Source organism: Streptomyces sp. NPDC059224, from assembly GCF_042754285.1.
Lineage (GTDB): Bacteria > Actinomycetota > Actinomycetes > Streptomycetales > Streptomycetaceae > Streptomyces.
On the sequence record NZ_JBHZAN010000027.1, the window covers coordinates 1 to 16,490 of the forward strand.

Genomic DNA, 16,490 nt, shown 5'->3' on the forward strand with positions numbered 1-16,490 from the left:
CTTTTTTTTTTTTCTCCCCCCCCCCCCCCCGCGCCCCCGCCCGCCCCCCCGCCCCCCCCCCCCCCGGGGGGGGCGGCCCCCCCCCCCCCACTTCCGTGCCCGGCGTCGAGGCCGGCGGGACCGTGGCCGGAACCGGGAATCGTGCCGCCGTCCGGTGGCTCAGGCGTCGATGATGACGGGGATGACGAGGGGCTTGCGACGGTGGGTGCGGAACGCCCAGTTCGCCACGGCGCGGGCGATGAGCTGTTCGAGTTGGCGCGCGTCCCCGACGCCTTCCGCGGCCGCGGTGGCCAGGGTCTTCTCGATGACCGGGATGACCGGCTCGAAGGTGGTGTCGTCGTGGACGAACCCCCGGGCCAGGAAGTCGGGGGCCTCGGCGAGGGCGCCGGTGTCCGCGTCGACGATCGCCACCACCGTGACCACGCCTTCGGCGGCGAGGGTGAGACGGTCCTTGAGGGACGCTTCGGTTGCGCCGCCGACTTCCATGCCGTCCACGTAGACGTTGCCGGCGGGGACCTTGCCAGTGATGGACGCGCGTCCGTCGACCAGGTCGACGACGACGCCGTCCTCGGCGATGACGACCCGGTCGGGGCTGACACCCGTACGGATGGCGAGGTCGCCGTTGGCCCGCAGGTGGCGCCATTCGCCGTGCACGGGCATGACGTTGCGGGGCTTGACGATGTTGTAGCAATAGACGAGTTCGCCGGCGCTGGCGTGCCCGGAGACGTGCACCTTGGCGTTGCCCTTGTGGACCACGTGGGCACCCCAACGGGTGAGTCCGTTGATCACCCGGTAGATGGCGTTCTCGTTGCCGGGGATGAGGGAGCTGGCGAGCAGGACGGTGTCGCCCTCGCCGATGCGGATCACGTGGTCGCGGTTGGCCATCCGTGACAGCGCGGCCATCGGTTCGCCCTGGGAGCCGGTGCACACCAGAGTGATCTTGTGGTCCGGGAGCTTCTCCAGTTCCTTCGTGCTCACGACCAGACCGGACGGGACCTTCAGATATCCCAGGTCACGAGCGATGCCCATGTTGCGGACCATCGACCGGCCGACGAAGGCGACCTTGCGGCCGTGCTGGTGGGCGGCGTCCAGGACCTGCTGGATGCGGTGCACATGGCTGGCGAAGCTGGAGACGATGACCCGGCGCGGCGCGGTGCGCATCACCTGCTCGATCGCCGGGTTCAGCTCACGCTCGGAGGTGGTGAAGCCGGGTACTTCGGCGTTGGTGGAGTCGGTGAGGAAAAGGTCCACGCCCTCCTCGCCGAGGCGGGCGAAGGCGCGCAGATCGGTGATGCGGTCGTCGAGAGGGAACTGGTCCATCTTGAAGTCACCGGTGTGCAGCACCATCCCGGCCCGGGTGCGGATCGCGACCGCGAGGCTGTCGGGGATGGAGTGGTTGACCGCAACGAACTCGCAGTCGAAGGGCCCGAAGCCGCGCCGGTCGCCCTCCCGCACCCGCGTCGTGCGCGGCCGGATCCCGTGTTCCTTGAGCTTGGCCTCCAGGAACGCCAGCGTCAGCTTGGAACCGACGACGGGAATGTCGGACCGCTCACGCAGCAGGTACGGCACGCCGCCGATGTGGTCCTCGTGGCCATGGGTGAGGACCATGGCCACGACGTCGTCCAGCCGGTCCCGGATCGAGGTGAAGTCCGGCAGGATCACGTCCACGCCGGGCTGGGTCTCCTCGGGGAACAGCACACCGCAGTCGACGATGAGCAGTTTGCCGGCGTGTTCGAAGACGGTCATGTTGCGGCCGATCTCACCCAGGCCGCCCAGGGCGATGACCCGCAGCCCCCCTTCGGGCAGAGGCGGGGCGGCTTTCAGTTCGGGGTGCGGATGACTCATGCCTTGACGGTACCGGGAGAGGCGCGCGACCCGCGCATGCGCTCCCGGCCGCCGGAGTATCGAGGTGGAACCTCATGTCGATCGCGGTCCGTCGTGGTCCGTCCGCCCTCGGGGCGCGGTGGGACGCCGAGGCGGTCCGGGACGGCGCACCGGCACTGCCGCGCGCATCGGCGCGGGCACGCGGCGATCGGCCGGGAAGGGTATGTCCCGCGCTCGTGGATCACAGGCGCGGGCCGCCGCCGGTCGGCCGAGGGTCCTGAGGAGGTCGGCTGCGCCACGAAGCCCGCGCTCGCCCTCCGCATGATCGACCGGACCCCGGACACCGGGATCCGTGCAGCCCGGGTGGCGGCGGACGGTCGCCCGCGAACACCGGATCGCCACCCTGGCGGGCAGGGCGCGGGCCGATGCGCCGGCCGAGCGGTTGCCGGAAGGGGCCTTGCGGAAGCCCGACGCCGACGCCGACGCCGACGTCGGGGGGCAGAAGGGGATCGCTTACGACCGGGTCCTGGCCGGCGTCGCCGACGGCCAGCCCGGTCACCGCCGTCTCCTCGCTCGCGGCAACCGTGACAGCGGAGAACTCGCCTCCTGCCACTGCTGCCCGGCCGCTCCGGTGAGCTTGCGCAGACCTGCTGGTCGTGTGGAGCTGCCTGGGTCGTCCACGGCGTCGTGAGCGCTGGGCACGGTGGTCACCGTTGCGGATTCAAAGGGGAGCGGAACCGCCGAGACCGGTCGGCCTCGGGGACGGAAGGAAGGGGCCGGGGCTGGTGGTGCGGGACAGCGGCCGCGTGGCCGCGGTGCGGACCGCCGCCGTGCGGACCGCCGCCGTGCGGACCGCCGCCGTGCGGACCGCCGCCGTGGTGGGGATCGTCGACGGCCCTGTCCGCGAGCCGGTGCGACGGGCCTTCAGCGAGCGGTCCAGCCGCCGTCGAGAGGTATCGAGCTGCCGGTGATGTAGCCGCTGTCCTCGGTGCACAGCCACAGGGCCGCCGCGGCGACCTCGGCGGGCTCGATCAGACGCTTGATCGCGGTGCGGTCCAGGAACACCTGGTCCACCACGTCCGCGGCCGGGATGCCGTGGGCGAGTGCCTGGTCGGCGATCTGCTCCTCGACCAACGGTGTGCGGACGTAGCCCGGGTTGACGCAGTTGCTGGTCACACCGTACGGGGCGCCCTCCAGGGCGACGACCTTGCTCAGGCCCTCCAGCGCGTGCTTCGCCGTGACGTACGCGGACTTGTAGGCGCTGGCCCGGAGTCCGTGCACGGACGAGATGTTGACGATCCTGCCCCACCCGTTCGCGTACATGTGGGGCAGGGTGCGGCGCAGGATGCGAAACGGCGCTTCCACCATGACCCGCTGGATCAGCGCGAAGCGCGCGGGGGGGAACTCGTGCAGCGGGGCGACATGCTGCAGACCGGCGTTGTTGACCACGATGTCGGCGTCGTCCGGGAGCGCGTCGACGGCCTCTGCCTCGGAGAGGTCGGCCACGACAGCGGTGCCGCCGATCGACTCGGCCACCTCCTTGGCGGTCTCACCGGCCCGGTCCACCACGTACACCTCGGCACCGGCCGCGGCGAAGCCTTCCGCGCAGGCCCGGCCGATCCCGCTCGCGGCGCCGGTGACCAGAACCTTGCGGCCGGTCAGGAATCCGGTCGACGCCGGACCGCGCGCGGCGGTGTCACCGGGCCCGGGATGCTGGGGTGAGCTCTCGTCGGAGCTCTTGGTGCTGTCCATGGCCGAACACGGTAGGCAGCGACAGAGCAATGAGACATGTGCGCTGTCGACACACCTGCGAACCATGGGATGGGGACCGCCGCCATCCCAAGCCGGTCGGCCGGGGTTCCGGCGGCCGCAGCCGGCCCGCACCACCTGATATGTGCCGTTGCTCCGGCCCGCGCGACTCGTCGCATGTCACAGCGCCGTCGCCGGCACCATGGGTGCGCGAGCCACGCCGGGCAGCGCGGTCCTGGGTGCCCCTCACATGTCGCGGCCGGGACCGCCGGTCGTACGGTCCGTCTCCAGCAGATCGGTTCGACAGCGGGCGGGCCGCGGACGGGTGCCGCGGTGACGGTCCGAAGCGATGGGTGCGGGGCGTTGCCCGGGCGGGGTGGGACCGCAGGGCGGCGCCCCGGGCCCACGATCCCCCCTCCCCACCACTCATCGGAGTCGCATCATGCTTCACTCCACCTGGCGTGGACTGTTCCGGCGGACCGCACTGGCCGCCGCACTGGGCGCCCTCGCGACGGGCCTGGGCGTCGTCGCCCCCGTCGCGTCGAGCGCCGCGGCGGCCGGCACCCTCCAGCAGGTCACCAACTTCGGCTCGAACCCCGGCAACCTGGCGATGTACGAGTACGCACCGTCCGGGCTGGCCGCCGGCGCACCGCTGGTGGTCGCCCTGCACGGGTGCACCCAGTCGGCGAGCGACTACCACGCGCACTCCGGCTGGCAGAAGTTCGCCGACCAGTGGGGCTTCGCCGTGGTGTACCCGCAGACCGGCTCGGCCAACAACAGCTTGTCCTGCTTCAGCTGGTTCGACTCGGCCAAGGACACGCGGGGCAAGGGTGAGGCGGCCTCGATCAAGCAGATGGTCGACACCGCCGTGGCGCAGTACGGTTCGGACCGCGGCCGCGTCTTCGTCTCCGGGCTGTCCGCCGGCGGCGGCATGACCGCAGACCTGCTCGCCGACTACCCGGACGTGTTCGCCGGGGGAGCCGTCGACTCGGGCCTTCCCGCGCAGTGCGCCACCACACAGACCGCCGCCTCCGGCTGCCAGTACAGCGGTCAGAACCTCACCCCGAAGCAGTGGGGCGACAAGGTCCGCAACTCCTATCCGGGGTACGCGGGCCCGTGGCCGCGGGTGGCCATCTGGCAGGGTTCCTCCGACACCACCGTCGCCCCCGTCAACGGCACCGAGCTGCGCGACCAGTGGACCGACGTCTGGGGCATCGGCCAGACGGCCTCCAGCACGCGGAGCCTCACCGGCGGCACCACCGAGAGCATTTACGACGACACCACCGGCAAGGCCGCGGTCGCCCTGTTCTCCGTCTCCGGCATGGCGCACGGCCTGGCGGTGAACCCGGGTTCGGGAGCCGACCAGTGCGGCAGCACGGGGACGTACTACCTCAACTACATCTGCTCCAGCTACCACACCGCGAAGTTCTGGGGCCTGGACGGCGGCGGCGGCACCGGTTCCCTGCCGGCCCCTTCCGGCCTCACGGTCACCGGCACCACCAGTACCGGCGCCTCGCTGTCGTGGAACGCCGTGAGCGGCGCCACCACGTACAACGTCTACCGGGGCGGCTCGAAGGTGGGTTCCGCGACGGGCACCACGTACACGGACAGCGGCCTGTCAGCCGGCACCTCCTACAGCTACACCGTCGCGGCGGTCGATTCCTCGGGAGCCGTCGGCGCGTCCTCCGGGGCGGTCACGGCGACCACGACCGGCTCCGCACCGGCGTGCTACACCGCCAACAACTACCAGCAGGTTCAGGCCGGTCGTGCCCATCAGTCGGGTGGCTACACCTACGCCAACGGCTCCGCGCAGAACATGGGCCTGTACAACGTCGCGGTCACCCACACGCTCAAGGAGACCTCTCCGGGCTACTTCGTCATCGCCGACTCCGGCTGCTGAACCGCCGGCGGACCACGCCTGCGTGTGCGGCGCGGGGAACGGCAGGCGCAGGCTGTCAGCCGGGTCGGTGCGCAGGCCCCTCCCAGCTGACGGCGGCCGCGATACCCGCGGAGGCGGTCACCGGGTACAGCCCCCCGGGTATCGGTCCGCCGAGCTGCCTGGCGGGCCGGCCGAGGAGGCCGGCGGGCGGACGCTTCCGCCGAGTCCGGCCCGGATGATCAATGCCAGGGGATGCCTGCGGAGGATGTGGGGTCGGCGGCGGCCGAGGAGCCTGCGAGACGGTCAGGCGTCAGGGTCGGCTTCGGGGTGCGTGAACCGCACGGGCTTGCCCAGCGACCGGGCGTAGCCGATTTCGGCCCGGGTGCTGTCTCCGACGTAGTCGCCGACTACGAGCACCTCGTCAGCGAGCCGGATCTTCGCCCGGTGCAGATCGTCGAGCCGGACCTTCAGCGCCTCGGCCTCGACGGGATCGGACCAGAGTCCGTGCGGCGACTTCATGTCACAGCCCGGGCTGACGACAATCCTTCCGGCTGTGGTCTCCCGCAGATCGGCCTCGTTCATCTCGGTCATGAAGCGGGTGGAGCCGCAGATCACGACGATACGCGGGAGGTTCAACAGCTGCTTCGCGTCGGCGAGCTTCTCCTCGGGGGTGAGCGGTTGCGGGTATGACACGGATTCCTCCTGGTGGTGCGGTCCAAGGGCTGCCTGCGGCGACGAGAACGAGGGTGTCAGTGAAGGAGCATCCCGACACGCCCCTGCACACCCGCGCCGCCTGTTCCCCTGCCTGCTCCGGCAGCCCGGTTACGACATGTGGCTGCGCAAGGCGGTCGGTCCGATGCGAGGCGTCAACCGGATCCCGGCCACCGTCACCGGCGGTGGCTTGGCATCGGCCGCTCGCAGGTCCCCTTCGACCGCCTGATGTCCTGGGACCGGATGAGGCCCCGGGCTGCCGGGTGCGTGAACGCCGTCCGGGTCGATGCGAAGGACGGCTCCGTACCGGACGAAGTGCGTTCCCGGCGCATCGTCGGGCAGGCCGGCATCTGGCCGGCAGGAGTCCTCGCACATTCCGCGGCAGGTGCTTGGCCGGGCGAGGGTGCAACAGCCTGGCCCGAGCGTCGGAGCAGGCGAGGAACCCTCCTGCCCGAACGAAATCGATGTTCCTCGAAACCTTCGGGTGGCAGGAGTGCCGGTGTACAGTGGCGATGCCCCTGACCTGCAGAAAGCTGGCGGGGAGCCGTCTTCTGGGAGTCCATAGTGCTGCGCACCATGTTCAAGTCCAAGATCCATCGAGCCACCGTCACCCAGGCCGACCTGCACTACGTGGGATCGGTGACCATCGACGCCGACCTCCTCGACGCCGCCGACCTGCTCCCCGGTGAGCTGGTCCACATCGTCGACATCAGCAACGGCGCCCGGCTGGAGACGTACGTCATCGAGGGCGAGCGGGGTTCCGGCGTCGTAGGGATCAACGGAGCGGCCGCGCACCTCGTCCACCCCGGCGACCTGGTGATCATCATCAGCTACGCTCAGGTCACCGACGCCGAGGCGCGTACGCTTCGGCCGCGGGTCGTGCACGTGGACCACGACAACCGCGTCGTGGCGCTCGGCGCCGACCCGTCCGAGCCGGTACCCGGATCGGACCAGGAGCGCAGCCCGCAGGCCGTGTCGGCCTGACCGGCGGACCAGGAGGGCGACATGAGCGACATCGAGATCCGCGACGACCGGGCGGCGGGTCGTCTGGAGGCGGTCGCCGGCGACGAAGTCGTCGGCCACGTCGAGTACTTCGTGCTGGAGTCGCCCTCCCGGGCCCTGGTGCCGGTCCACACCATCGTGGAACCGGAGCACGAGGGGAAGGGCATCGCGGGCTCCCTCGCCCGCGAGCTGTACGCGATCGCCGAGCGCGAGGACACCCCGGTGGCCCCGCTCTGCCCGTACGTCGTCAGGTGGGCCGAACGTCACCCCGAGGTGGCTCCGGCGGCCGACCCCGAGCTGCTGCGCGCTGCGAAGGAGTGGCTGGTCGCCCACCCCGGCCGGTTCTGAGGAACAGCGCGTGCTCGCCCTGCTCCACACGTCCCCCCTCCACATCCCCGTCTTCGACGCCCTGCGCGACGAGGACCACCCGGGCCTGGAGCTACGACACCACGTGGCACCGGAACTCCTCGCCCGGGCCCGCCGGGAGGGGCCCGAGGCGGTGGCACCCGCGGTCGCGACGGCCCTGGAGCAGGCGGCGACGGACGGCGTACGGGCCGTGCTCTGCACCTGCTCGACGATCGGCGAGGTGGCGGAACGGGCCGCGGACAGGGTCGGTGTCCCGGTGGTCCGGGGCGACCGCCCGATGGCGGCCGCGGCGGTGACATCCGGACCGCGTGTCGCCGTCCTGGCCACGGTCGAGAGCACCCTGGCCCCCACCCTGGCCCTGATCGAGGACGAGGCCCGCCGCGCGGACCGCCCGGTCGCTGCCCGCGCCCAGGTCGTGGCGGAGGCCTGGACCCGCTTCGAGGCGGGGGACACCGAGGGATGCGCCCGTCTGGTGGCGGCGGCCGCGGACGCGGTGACCGACGCCGACGTGATCGTCCTGGCCCAGGCGTCGATGACCCCGGCCCAGCGGCTGACGACGACCGCCGTGCCGGTTCTCTCCAGCCCGCGCCCCGGCCTCGCGGCGGCGGCGCGGGCGGCGGGGTGAGTGCGGGAGCCTCGTCCGGGTAGGTGGGAAGTACACCCCAGAGGTGAAGTCGAGCCACTGGCCGGAGGACGCCATGACGAACCCACAGCCCGCCCCGGTACCCCCTGACCCCAGCCCTCCGGACCCCTATCCCAGCCCGGTCCCCACCCCGGAACCACCCCCGGCCCCGGGCCCCGTGCCCACGCCACCGCCGCCGACCCCCACCCCAGCCCCCGTCCCCCCGAACCCGGACCCCACCCCCGTCCCGGAACCGGGCCCACCCCTCACCTGACCCCTCATGAGGGGCGCGGGGAACCGCGCGGATCCGCGCACCGACCGGCACCCGAACACCGAGCCCAGCCGCCACGCCGCAGGGGGGCGCGGGAAACTGCGCAATCCCGCAGCCACCCGCACCCACGGCCAACGGCGACTTCCCCTACGCGTCGACCTCGCTACGGTCCCCGCCCCACAGCGTGTGGAACGCGCCCTCCCGGTCCACCCGCCGGTAGGTGTGCGCCCCGAAGAAGTCCCGCTGCCCCTGCGTGAGCGCCGCGGGCAACCGCTCCGCCCGCAGCGCGTCGTAGTACGCCAGTGCCGCCGAGAAACCGGGCACGGCGACGCCCTCGCGCGTCGCCGCGATGACCACCTCACGCCAGTCGTCCTGCGCCCCGGCGATCTCCCGCGCGAACGTCTCGTCGGACAGCAGGCTCGGCAGGTCCGCCCGCGCGTCGTAGGCCGCCCGGATCCGGTCCAGGAACGCCGCCCGGATGATGCAGCCACCCCGCCAGATCGAGGACACGGCACCGAGGTCGACGTTCCAGTCGTACTCGTCGCTGCCCGCCTGGATCTCGTGGAAGCCCTGCGTGTACGACACGATCTTCGACGCGTACAGCGCCTGCTCCACCCGGTCGGCGAACGCCGCCGCCTCCGCCTCGGACAGCGCCTTCGGCTTCGGACCGGCCAGGTCCCGGGAGGCCGTCCGCAGGTCGGCGTGGCCGGACAGCGAGCGTGCGAAGACCGCCTCGGCGATCCCCGACACCGGCACGCCCAGGTCGAGCGCGATCTGGACGGTCCAGCGGCCGGTGCCCTTCTGCTCGGCCTGGTCCACCACCACGTCCACGAACGGCTTGCCGGTCGACGCGTCCACGTGCGCCAGCACTTCCGCCGTGATCTCGATCAGGTACGAGTCGAGCCGGCCCGTGTTCCAGGTCCGGAAGACTTCGGCGATCTGCGCGGGGGAGTACCCGGCGACGTCCCGCAGCAGCTGGTACGCCTCACCGATCAGCTGCATGTCGGCGTACTCGATGCCGTTGTGGACCATCTTCACGAAGTGCCCGGCGCCGTCGGGACCGATGTGCGTCACACACGGCGCGCCGTCGGCCGCCTTCGCCGAGATCTTCTCCAGCATCGGGCCCAGCGACTCGTACGACTCCTTCGGGCCGCCCGGCATGATGCTCGGCCCGTGCAGCGCGCCCTCCTCGCCGCCGGACACGCCCATGCCCACGAAGTGGATGCCCTGCTCGCGCAGCGCCTTCTCCCGGCGCCGGGTGTCCGCGAAGTGCGCGTTGCCACCGTCGATGATCATGTCGCCGGGCTCCAGGAGCGGTGCGAACTCCTCGATCACCGCGTCCGTCGGGCCGCCGGCCTTGACCATGATGACCAGCCGGCGGGGCCGCTCCAGGGCCTCCACGAACTCCTTGGCGGTCTCGGCCGCGATGAAGTCGCCCTCGTCCCCGAAGTTCTCCACCAGCTCGCGTGTCTTTGACACCGTGCGGTTGTGCAACGCCACCGTGTAGCCGTTGCGCGCGAAGTTCCGGGCGAGGTTGCGGCCCATGACCGCGAGACCCGTGACGCCGATCTGCGCCGAAGTGCTCATACCGCCTGCTCCTCAAAGATCAAGTCGATCCCGTAGAACGTGCAAGGGATGCTGCCGCCGCTCTGCCCGCCAGTATTGCCCAAAGGCCATCCTGACTCGCCGTTCGACCGGCCGCACTTGCAGATACGGACCACAGCCGCCGACGCCTCAGTAGCCTCCCGGGCCGTTTCGCCGGCGAGTCGCGCGGGACCCCGGCTGACGGCCGGTCAAGTCGACCTCGGCCCGCGCGGCTTCACGGCGTGACAGCCGTTTCGCCAGGTGCGGGAGGCGGCTGATTGCTGTCTTGTCATGGCCTGTTCGCGGCGCTTACTTTTGGCCTTCCTGACGCGTGTGGCGAGGGGGCATTCAGACATGGCCGAACGCGGGCGGCACCGCCGGTACCAGCCGAACAGGATCAACCGCGCATCGCTCACCGTCACGGCGGGCGGCGCCGGGCTGGCGCTGCCGCTGGCCGCGGCCGGGAGCGCCGACGCGGCGTCCGTGTCCACCTGGGACAAGGTGGCCGCCTGCGAGTCCAGCGGCGACTGGGGCATCAACACCGGCAACGGCTATTACGGCGGACTCCAGTTCACCCAGTCGACCTGGGAGGCCTACGGCGGCACCCGGTACGCGCCGCGTGCCGACCTCGCCACCAAGGACCAGCAGATAGCCGTGGCCGAGAAGGTCCTGGGCGGGCAGGGGCCGGGCGCGTGGCCCGTCTGCTCGGTCCAGGCCGGGCTCACGCGCGGCGGCGCCACACCCGAGGTGCGCACCGAGAGTGCCGCCACCCGCCCGGCGAAGAGTTCGGTACAGGACGTAAAGCCGCAGACCACACCGCAGTCCCGGGCCGGCAAGGCCGAGATGTACACGGTGGTGCACGGCGACACGCTGTCCGGGATCGCCGAGGAGCAGGACGTCACCGGCGGCTGGCACCGGCTCTACGCCGCCAACCGCGCGACGGTCGGCGCGGATCCCGACCTGATCCTGCCGGGCCAGCGGCTGACCCTGACCGGCCAGGCGGCCGGGGCCGCGAAGACCGGGCCGGCGGCCAAGAACAAGAAGTCGACGGCCGGCACCAAGCCCAGGACCAAGCCCAGGTCCAGGCCGGCGGGCGGGACCGAGAAGGCCTCCACGCACAGCGGCCACTCCCTCGTCGCGCCCGTCGACGCCGCGATCGGCACGCCCTACCACGCGTCCGGCTCGCACTGGTCGAAGGTCTACCACACCGGCGTCGACTTCCTGGCGCCCACCGGCAGCTCCGTGCGGGCGGTCGAGACCGGGGAGGTCGTCACGGCCGGGTGGGGCGGTTCGTACGGCTACCAGGTGGTCATCCGGCACGCCGACGGCCGCTACACGCAGTACGGCCACCTTTCGGCCATCTCCGTGCGGGCCGGGCAGCACGTGTCCACGGGGCAGCGCATCGGCCGCTCGGGGTCCACCGGGAACGCCACGGGCCCGCATCTGCACTTCGAGGTGCGGACGGGGCCCGGTTTCGGCACGGACATCGACCCGGTCGCCTATCTCCGGGCCGGCGGCGTCAGGTTTTGACGCGCAGCCGGTGACGGTTGAGTACGGGAGCCGGGAGAACGACGTCGGCCACGGACGTGGTGCGCTGCTGGGGCATCTCGACCAGCCCCGGCCCCGTCCTCCCGGCGTCCACCGGCTCCCTCTCCACCGCACCGCCCGCGGCGAGCCCCGCACCGGCCGACCCGGTGTGCGCCGGACTCGCCTCGGCCGGCCCGGCCTTCGCGGGACCTGCCCGCACCGGCCCGGCTTCCGCCGGACCGGTCAGGTCCGCCATTTCCGTCAGATCCGTCAGTTCGGCCTCCGCCGCACCGCCGACCGCCAGTGCCGCGTCCGCCGGTGCCGCGCCCGTCAGTCCCGCATCCGCGAGACCATCCCCTGCCGGACCCGTCCTGGTCACAGCGGCCGGCGTCAGGTCGCGCTCCTGCGGATCCTTTGGCAGGCCGGACTGGGCCAGGCCTGCCTCCGCCAGTTCGACGAGGGCCTCGATCAGCGGGTCGGGTGAGGTCTCGGGCCGCGGTGCGGTGCCCGCGGGGTGCGGCGTGCTCTCGATGCGTTCGGTCGTCAGCAGGATCAGGCCGCCCACCGCCACCACACCGCAGGCCAGCGCCAGCAGGGTGCCGGTCGTGCCGTAGCGGAACGTCTCGTCGAACATCGTGATGCCGACCGCCGCGGCCAGCACCGGGTTGACCACCGTCAGTGTGGCCAGCGGCGCGGCGAGACCACCGCCGCGGTACGCGGCCTGGGAGATCGTGACGCCGGCGACGGCGTAGACGGCGATCGCGGCCAGCCAGAGCAGGTCGGTCACGGCGATCCCGCCGTCCCAGTCGATCGCCACGACCTTGGTGAAGACGGAGGACATGCCGAAGGCTGTGCCGGACGCGACGGCGAGCAGCACGCTGCGCACCGCCGGGTGCCGGTGCGCGGCCCGTCCCGCGGCCATCAGCCCGACGATCGCCGCGCCGGTGACCAGCGCGACCCCGGTCCGGCCGGCGGAGTCCAGGGTGTGGGAGTCCGACGAGCCCACCAGGGAGAGCAGGCCGGCCAGACCCACGGTGGCCATGACGGCACCCCGCCAGGCGGTCGACCCGGCCCTGCGGCCGACGAACAGGGCCGCCATGGGCAGCGCGAACACGATGGTGAGCGCGCCCAGTGGCTGGACCAGGCTGAGTGGGCCGTAGGCCAGTGCCACGACATGCAGCAGGCCGCCGAGGCCGTTCAGTGCCATCGCCCCCCACCAGCTCGGGCGGCGCAGTGGCGCGTACCGCTCGTCGGGGGAGGTGACCGCGACCTGCTCCTGCACGATCGCTCCGCCGGCGTAGGCGACGGCGGACACGAAGGACAGCAGCACGGACAACGCGAGGGAACTCATGCAGGGCTCCTCTGCGTCAGGCGGATCCGCTGGGCGGTCCCGCACGGTGAACGGTCGGCTTCCATGAGCAACACTGTGCCCGTCCGATCGCTTCCCGTCGTCGTACCTGAGCACCCAATGCCTCGTACTGCCGATGGAGTAGGGGAGGTCTCCGATCATCCCCAGGGTGGGCATCGGCGGGTGGAGACCGGCGGCGCGCGGTTCCTGGGAAGCCTGGTACTACTGCTCTTCGTGGACCTGGACCCCGATCTCGCCGCGCTCCGCCCGCTCGGCGGCTTCTTCGTCCTGCGGACACTCCGACCGGCGGCCGGAGACCCGGAGGCGATGCGGATCAACGAACTGCCGAGCCTCGCAAAAGCTTATGAGAAAATAACATCGGATGTTTACGGGAATGTCCTGACTTTCCGTGTCGGGGTGGTTTCCGGCCGTCTTCGTGCTCCCGAGCTCCGGGTCGCCGCCTCCATCGCCCATCAGGGGCTGGCCGCCCGGCTCTGGTCCGTAGCCCTCGGCTGCGCCGCCCGCTACGGCCGCCTCCCCGACCTGGACCCCGGGCTGCTCCGCTGGGACGCCGGGGCGGGCGCCCCGGACGACCTCCGGCTCACCGAGGTCCGCCCGCTGCCCGGGGATGCCGGGCCGGACACGCTCGCGGACGCCGTCGTGCACGGCCATCTCGAACCCCTGGCCGAGGCGGTGCGGGCCCGTTACAACATCGCCGCCGGCCTGCTGTGGGGCAACGCGGCCTCCGCGCTGGCCGGCGCCGCCCGTGAGCTGGAGCGGTGGGCCCGTGCCGACGGCCGCCCCGAGGCCGCGGAGCGTACCCGTGCCGCCGTCGACGCGCTCTTCGGGCACCCCCTGCTCCGCGACACCGGCATCGGAACGGGCCCGGCCTTCCGGCGGCGGAGCTGCTGTCTCTACTACCGGGTACCGGGCGGCGGGGTCTGCGGTGACTGTTGTTTCACACAACCACCGTGCTCTTCCCCGCGCGCCGCATCTGGGTGACCATGGAACAACCGGCCGTGGAGATCAGGGGGTTGCGGGTGCGAGTGGGACTGCTGACCCGGGAGTACCCTCCGGACGTCTACGGCGGCGCGGGTGTTCATGTCGAGTTCCTCGCCAGGGAGCTGAGGCCTCTGGTCGACCTGGAGGTGCACTGCTGGGGCGAGGGCCGCGGGGTGGGTGTCGTCCGGCACCGTCCCTGGTCCGCGCTGGACACCGCCAATGACGCGCTGCGTACCTTCTCCGTGGATCTCGCCATGGCCGCGGGCCTGGAGGGCCGCGAACTCGTGCACTCCCACACCTGGTACGCCAACCTCGCCGGTCATGTGGCCAAGCTGCTGTACGGCGTCCCGCACGTGGTGACCGCGCACTCCCTGGAGCCGCTGCGCCCCTGGAAGGCCGAGCAACTCGGCGGCGGGTACGCCTTGTCGAGCTGGGCCGAACGCAGCGCGATCGAGGCCGCCGACGCGGTGATCGCGGTCTCCGGGGCCATGCGCGCGGACATCCTCGGCTGCTATCCCGCCCTGGACTCGGCGAAGGTGCACGTCGTGCACAACGGCATCGACACCGCCCTCTACCAGCCGGACCGAGGCACCGACGTCCTCGCCAGGACCGGCATCGACGCGGAGCGGCCCTACGTGCTGTTCGTCGGCCGCATCACCCGCCAGAAGGGCGTCCCGCATCTGCTGCGCGCCGTCCGGGACATCGACCCCGGCGTGCAGGTGGTGCTGTGCGCCGGAGCGCCCGACACCCCGGAGATCGACCGGGAGTTCCGGGAGCTGTTCGAGGAGCTGCGCGGGGTCCGCGAAGGCGTGCACTGGATCCCGCAGATGCTGCCGCGCGCGGACGTCATCCAACTCCTCACCCACGCAGCCGTGTTCGCCTGCCCCTCGGTGTACGAACCGCTGGGCATCGTCAACCTGGAGGCGATGGCCTGCGGTACGCCCGTGGTGGCGTCCCGGGTCGGTGGCATCCCGGAGGTCGTCGAGGACGGCAAGACGGGGTTGCTGGTCGATCTCGACGACGACTTCGAGGCGGGCCTGGCCCGGGCGCTGGACGCCGTCGTCGGTGACCGGGAGACGGCGCGGCGGATGGGCGAGGCCGGACGGGAGCGCGCCGTGGGGGAGTTCGGCTGGGACGCGGTGGCCCGGCGCACGGCCGGGCTCTACGGGGAGATCCTCAAGCAGTCGTAACTGGCAGGCCGCTTGTTCGACGTGATCCGGATACAGGCTTAGCGGGAGTGCTTCGAGGGCAGGCATGGAGCACCAGGGTGAGGGGAGCGGCCATGCGTCGTGGTGGGCCTTCGGTACTCGGGATCGTGCTCGCGGGTGGGGAAGGCAAACGCCTGATGCCCCTGACCGCCGACCGGGCCAAACCAGCTGTCACGTTCGGCGGGACGTACCGTCTGGTCGACTTCGTGCTGTCCAACCTCGTCAACGCGGACGTGCTGCGGATCTGCGTACTGACCCAGTACAAGTCGCACTCGCTGGACCGGCACATCACCACCACCTGGCGGATGTCCAGCCTGCTCGGCAACTACGTCACCCCGGTCCCGGCCCAGCAGCGGCTCGGCCCGCGCTGGTACCTCGGCAGCGCCGACGCCATCCTGCAGTCCCTCAACCTGGTCCATGACGAACAGCCCGAGTACGTCGCGGTGTTCGGTGCCGACCACGTCTACCGCATGGACCCCCGGCAGATGCTCCAGCAGCACATCGAGAGCGGTGCCGGGGTCACCGTCGCGGGGATCCGCATCCCGCGCGTGGAGTCCTCGTCGTTCGGTGTGATCACCCCGCGTTCGGACGGGCAGACGATCGAGACCTTCCTGGAGAAGCCCGCCGACCCGCCGGGGCTGCCGGACGCCCCGGACTGCGTCTTCGCCTCCATGGGCAACTACCTCTTCACCACCAAGGCCCTCGTCGAGTCCCTGCACCGGGACGCCGAGGACGACGACTCGGTGCACGACATGGGCGGCTCGATACTGCCTCAGCTCACCGCCCGCGGCGAGGCGCAGCTCTACGACTTCGGCACCAACCACATACCCGGCGAGACCAGCCGCGACCGCGGCTACTGGCGGGACGTCGGCACCCTCGACGCGTACTACGACGCGCACATGGACCTGATCGCCGAGCGGCCCGCCTTCAACCTCTTCAACCGCAGCTGGCCCATCTACACGCACTCCAACCAGCTCTCCCCGGCCCGCTTCAACGCCGGCGGCATGGCGAGCGAGTCCATCATCAGCGCCGGCTGCCTGATCCGGGGCCAGGTCACCCGGTCGGTGCTGTCACCGGGCGTGCGCGTCGACCCCGGTGCGGTGGTCCAGGGGTCGATCCTGCACGACAACGTGGTCGTTGGCCGGGGCGCGGTGGTGCGGGGCGCGGTCCTGGACAAGAACGTCGAGGTCCCGCCGGGCGCCACCATCGGCGTCAACCCGGACCGGGACGCGGAGCTGTACACCGTCTCCAAGGGCGGGGTGATCGCCCTCGGGAAGGGGCAACCGGTCTCGTAGCCCCCTTCCCGAAACCGGGCCCGGCGCCGTTCCCGCGCCGGGCCCGACTCGTTGGCCGTCTCGTACCGCCTCGTCCCTTTCCGCGACGCGCTGCGCGTGAAA

At 71.7% G+C, this 16,490-nt stretch carries 14 protein-coding genes; 9 read left to right on the top strand and 5 right to left on the bottom strand.

What is annotated here, in order from left to right:
* Window positions 1-159: 159 nt before the first annotated feature.
* Window positions 160-1,845 (bottom strand): ribonuclease J, encoded by a 1,686-nt coding sequence (locus tag ACFXI4_RS28640; RefSeq protein ID WP_384996290.1) that lies wholly within the window; start codon window positions 1,843-1,845, stop codon window positions 160-162.
* 36 nt (window positions 1,846-1,881) lie between these two features.
* On the opposite strand from ACFXI4_RS28640, the gene ACFXI4_RS28645 reads away from it, so the two are divergent.
* The gene (locus ACFXI4_RS28645) at window positions 1,882-2,412 is read left to right on the top strand and encodes a hypothetical protein (RefSeq protein WP_384996609.1); all 531 of its coding nucleotides are present in this window, start codon (window positions 1,882-1,884) and stop codon (window positions 2,410-2,412) included.
* Between the two features lie 336 nt (window positions 2,413-2,748).
* Here the strand turns inward: ACFXI4_RS28645 and ACFXI4_RS28650 are convergent, their stop codons facing one another.
* Window positions 2,749-3,576 (bottom strand): 3-hydroxybutyrate dehydrogenase, encoded by an 828-nt coding sequence (locus ACFXI4_RS28650; protein WP_384996292.1) that lies wholly within the window; start codon window positions 3,574-3,576, stop codon window positions 2,749-2,751.
* Between the two features lie 439 nt (window positions 3,577-4,015).
* Between ACFXI4_RS28650 and ACFXI4_RS28655 the strand changes: the two genes are divergently transcribed.
* Window positions 4,016-5,473: a PHB depolymerase family esterase gene (locus tag ACFXI4_RS28655; protein WP_384996294.1), complete on the top strand. Its 1,458-nt coding sequence runs from the start codon at window positions 4,016-4,018 to the stop codon at window positions 5,471-5,473.
* A 282-nt stretch (window positions 5,474-5,755) separates the two neighbouring features.
* On the opposite strand, the gene ACFXI4_RS28660 is transcribed toward ACFXI4_RS28655, so the two are convergent.
* Entirely contained in the window at window positions 5,756-6,145 is a 390-nt protein-coding gene (locus ACFXI4_RS28660) for a hypothetical protein (protein WP_384996296.1), read from the bottom strand.
* Between the two features lie 582 nt (window positions 6,146-6,727).
* On the opposite strand from ACFXI4_RS28660, the gene panD reads away from it, so the two are divergent.
* Genes panD through ACFXI4_RS28675 form a run of 3 tightly spaced genes read left to right on the top strand, consistent with a single transcriptional unit; the run spans window position 6,728 to window position 8,156 of the window.
* A complete protein-coding gene (panD, locus tag ACFXI4_RS28665; RefSeq protein WP_362722714.1) occupies window positions 6,728-7,147 on the top strand; it encodes an aspartate 1-decarboxylase in 420 nt (139 codons plus the stop codon).
* A 21-nt stretch (window positions 7,148-7,168) separates the two neighbouring features.
* Entirely contained in the window at window positions 7,169-7,513 is a 345-nt protein-coding gene (locus tag ACFXI4_RS28670) for a GNAT family N-acetyltransferase (protein ID WP_362722711.1), read from the top strand.
* Window positions 7,514-7,523: 10 nt separating this feature from the next.
* Window positions 7,524-8,156, top strand: a complete 633-nt coding sequence (locus ACFXI4_RS28675) for an aspartate/glutamate racemase family protein (protein ID WP_384996300.1) — start codon at window positions 7,524-7,526, stop codon at window positions 8,154-8,156.
* A 415-nt stretch (window positions 8,157-8,571) separates the two neighbouring features.
* Here the strand turns inward: ACFXI4_RS28675 and gndA are convergent, their stop codons facing one another.
* Complete coding sequence (gene gndA / locus ACFXI4_RS28680) at window positions 8,572-10,011, bottom strand: NADP-dependent phosphogluconate dehydrogenase (RefSeq protein ID WP_384996303.1); 1,440 nt, start codon at window positions 10,009-10,011, stop codon at window positions 8,572-8,574.
* A 351-nt stretch (window positions 10,012-10,362) separates the two neighbouring features.
* On the opposite strand from gndA, the gene ACFXI4_RS28685 reads away from it, so the two are divergent.
* Entirely contained in the window at window positions 10,363-11,538 is a 1,176-nt protein-coding gene (locus tag ACFXI4_RS28685) for a transglycosylase family protein (RefSeq protein ID WP_384996306.1), read from the top strand.
* Here the strand turns inward: ACFXI4_RS28685 and ACFXI4_RS28690 are convergent.
* The gene (locus ACFXI4_RS28690; RefSeq protein ID WP_384996309.1) at window positions 11,528-12,886 is read right to left on the bottom strand and encodes a DMT family transporter; all 1,359 of its coding nucleotides are present in this window, start codon (window positions 12,884-12,886) and stop codon (window positions 11,528-11,530) included. The genes ACFXI4_RS28685 and ACFXI4_RS28690 overlap by 11 nt on opposite strands.
* Before the next feature lie 213 nt (window positions 12,887-13,099).
* On the opposite strand from ACFXI4_RS28690, the gene ACFXI4_RS28695 reads away from it, so the two are divergent.
* From ACFXI4_RS28695 to glgC, 3 genes are all read left to right on the top strand, one after another.
* Window positions 13,100-13,885, top strand: a complete 786-nt coding sequence (locus ACFXI4_RS28695; protein ID WP_384996612.1) for a (2Fe-2S)-binding protein — start codon at window positions 13,100-13,102, stop codon at window positions 13,883-13,885.
* A 38-nt stretch (window positions 13,886-13,923) separates the two neighbouring features.
* Window positions 13,924-15,075: a glycogen synthase gene (glgA, locus tag ACFXI4_RS28700; RefSeq protein ID WP_384996614.1), complete on the top strand. Its 1,152-nt coding sequence runs from the start codon at window positions 13,924-13,926 to the stop codon at window positions 15,073-15,075.
* Between the two features lie 92 nt (window positions 15,076-15,167).
* Entirely contained in the window at window positions 15,168-16,388 is a 1,221-nt protein-coding gene (glgC, locus tag ACFXI4_RS28705) for a glucose-1-phosphate adenylyltransferase (RefSeq protein ID WP_362721848.1), read from the top strand.
* Window positions 16,389-16,490: the final 102 nt, after the last annotated feature.

Excerpts from the sequence above, each read along its gene's own strand:
- gndA (WP_384996303.1), bottom strand. The coding sequence starts at position 10,011 with ATGAGCACTTCGGCGCAGATCGGCGTCACGGGTCTCGCGGTCATGGGC.
- ACFXI4_RS28645 (WP_384996609.1), top strand. The coding sequence starts at position 1,882 with ATGCGCTCCCGGCCGCCGGAGTATCGAGGTGGAACCTCATGTCGATCG.
- ACFXI4_RS28670 (WP_362722711.1), top strand. The coding sequence starts at position 7,169 with ATGAGCGACATCGAGATCCGCGACGACCGGGCGGCGGGTCGTCTGGAG.
- ACFXI4_RS28640 (WP_384996290.1), bottom strand. The coding sequence starts at position 1,845 with ATGAGTCATCCGCACCCCGAACTGAAAGCCGCCCCGCCTCTGCCCGAA.
- ACFXI4_RS28685 (WP_384996306.1), top strand. The coding sequence starts at position 10,363 with ATGGCCGAACGCGGGCGGCACCGCCGGTACCAGCCGAACAGGATCAAC.
- ACFXI4_RS28650 (WP_384996292.1), bottom strand. The coding sequence starts at position 3,576 with ATGGACAGCACCAAGAGCTCCGACGAGAGCTCACCCCAGCATCCCGGG.
- ACFXI4_RS28655 (WP_384996294.1), top strand. The coding sequence starts at position 4,016 with ATGCTTCACTCCACCTGGCGTGGACTGTTCCGGCGGACCGCACTGGCC.
- glgC (WP_362721848.1), top strand. The coding sequence starts at position 15,168 with ATGCGTCGTGGTGGGCCTTCGGTACTCGGGATCGTGCTCGCGGGTGGG.
- ACFXI4_RS28690 (WP_384996309.1), bottom strand. The coding sequence starts at position 12,886 with ATGAGTTCCCTCGCGTTGTCCGTGCTGCTGTCCTTCGTGTCCGCCGTC.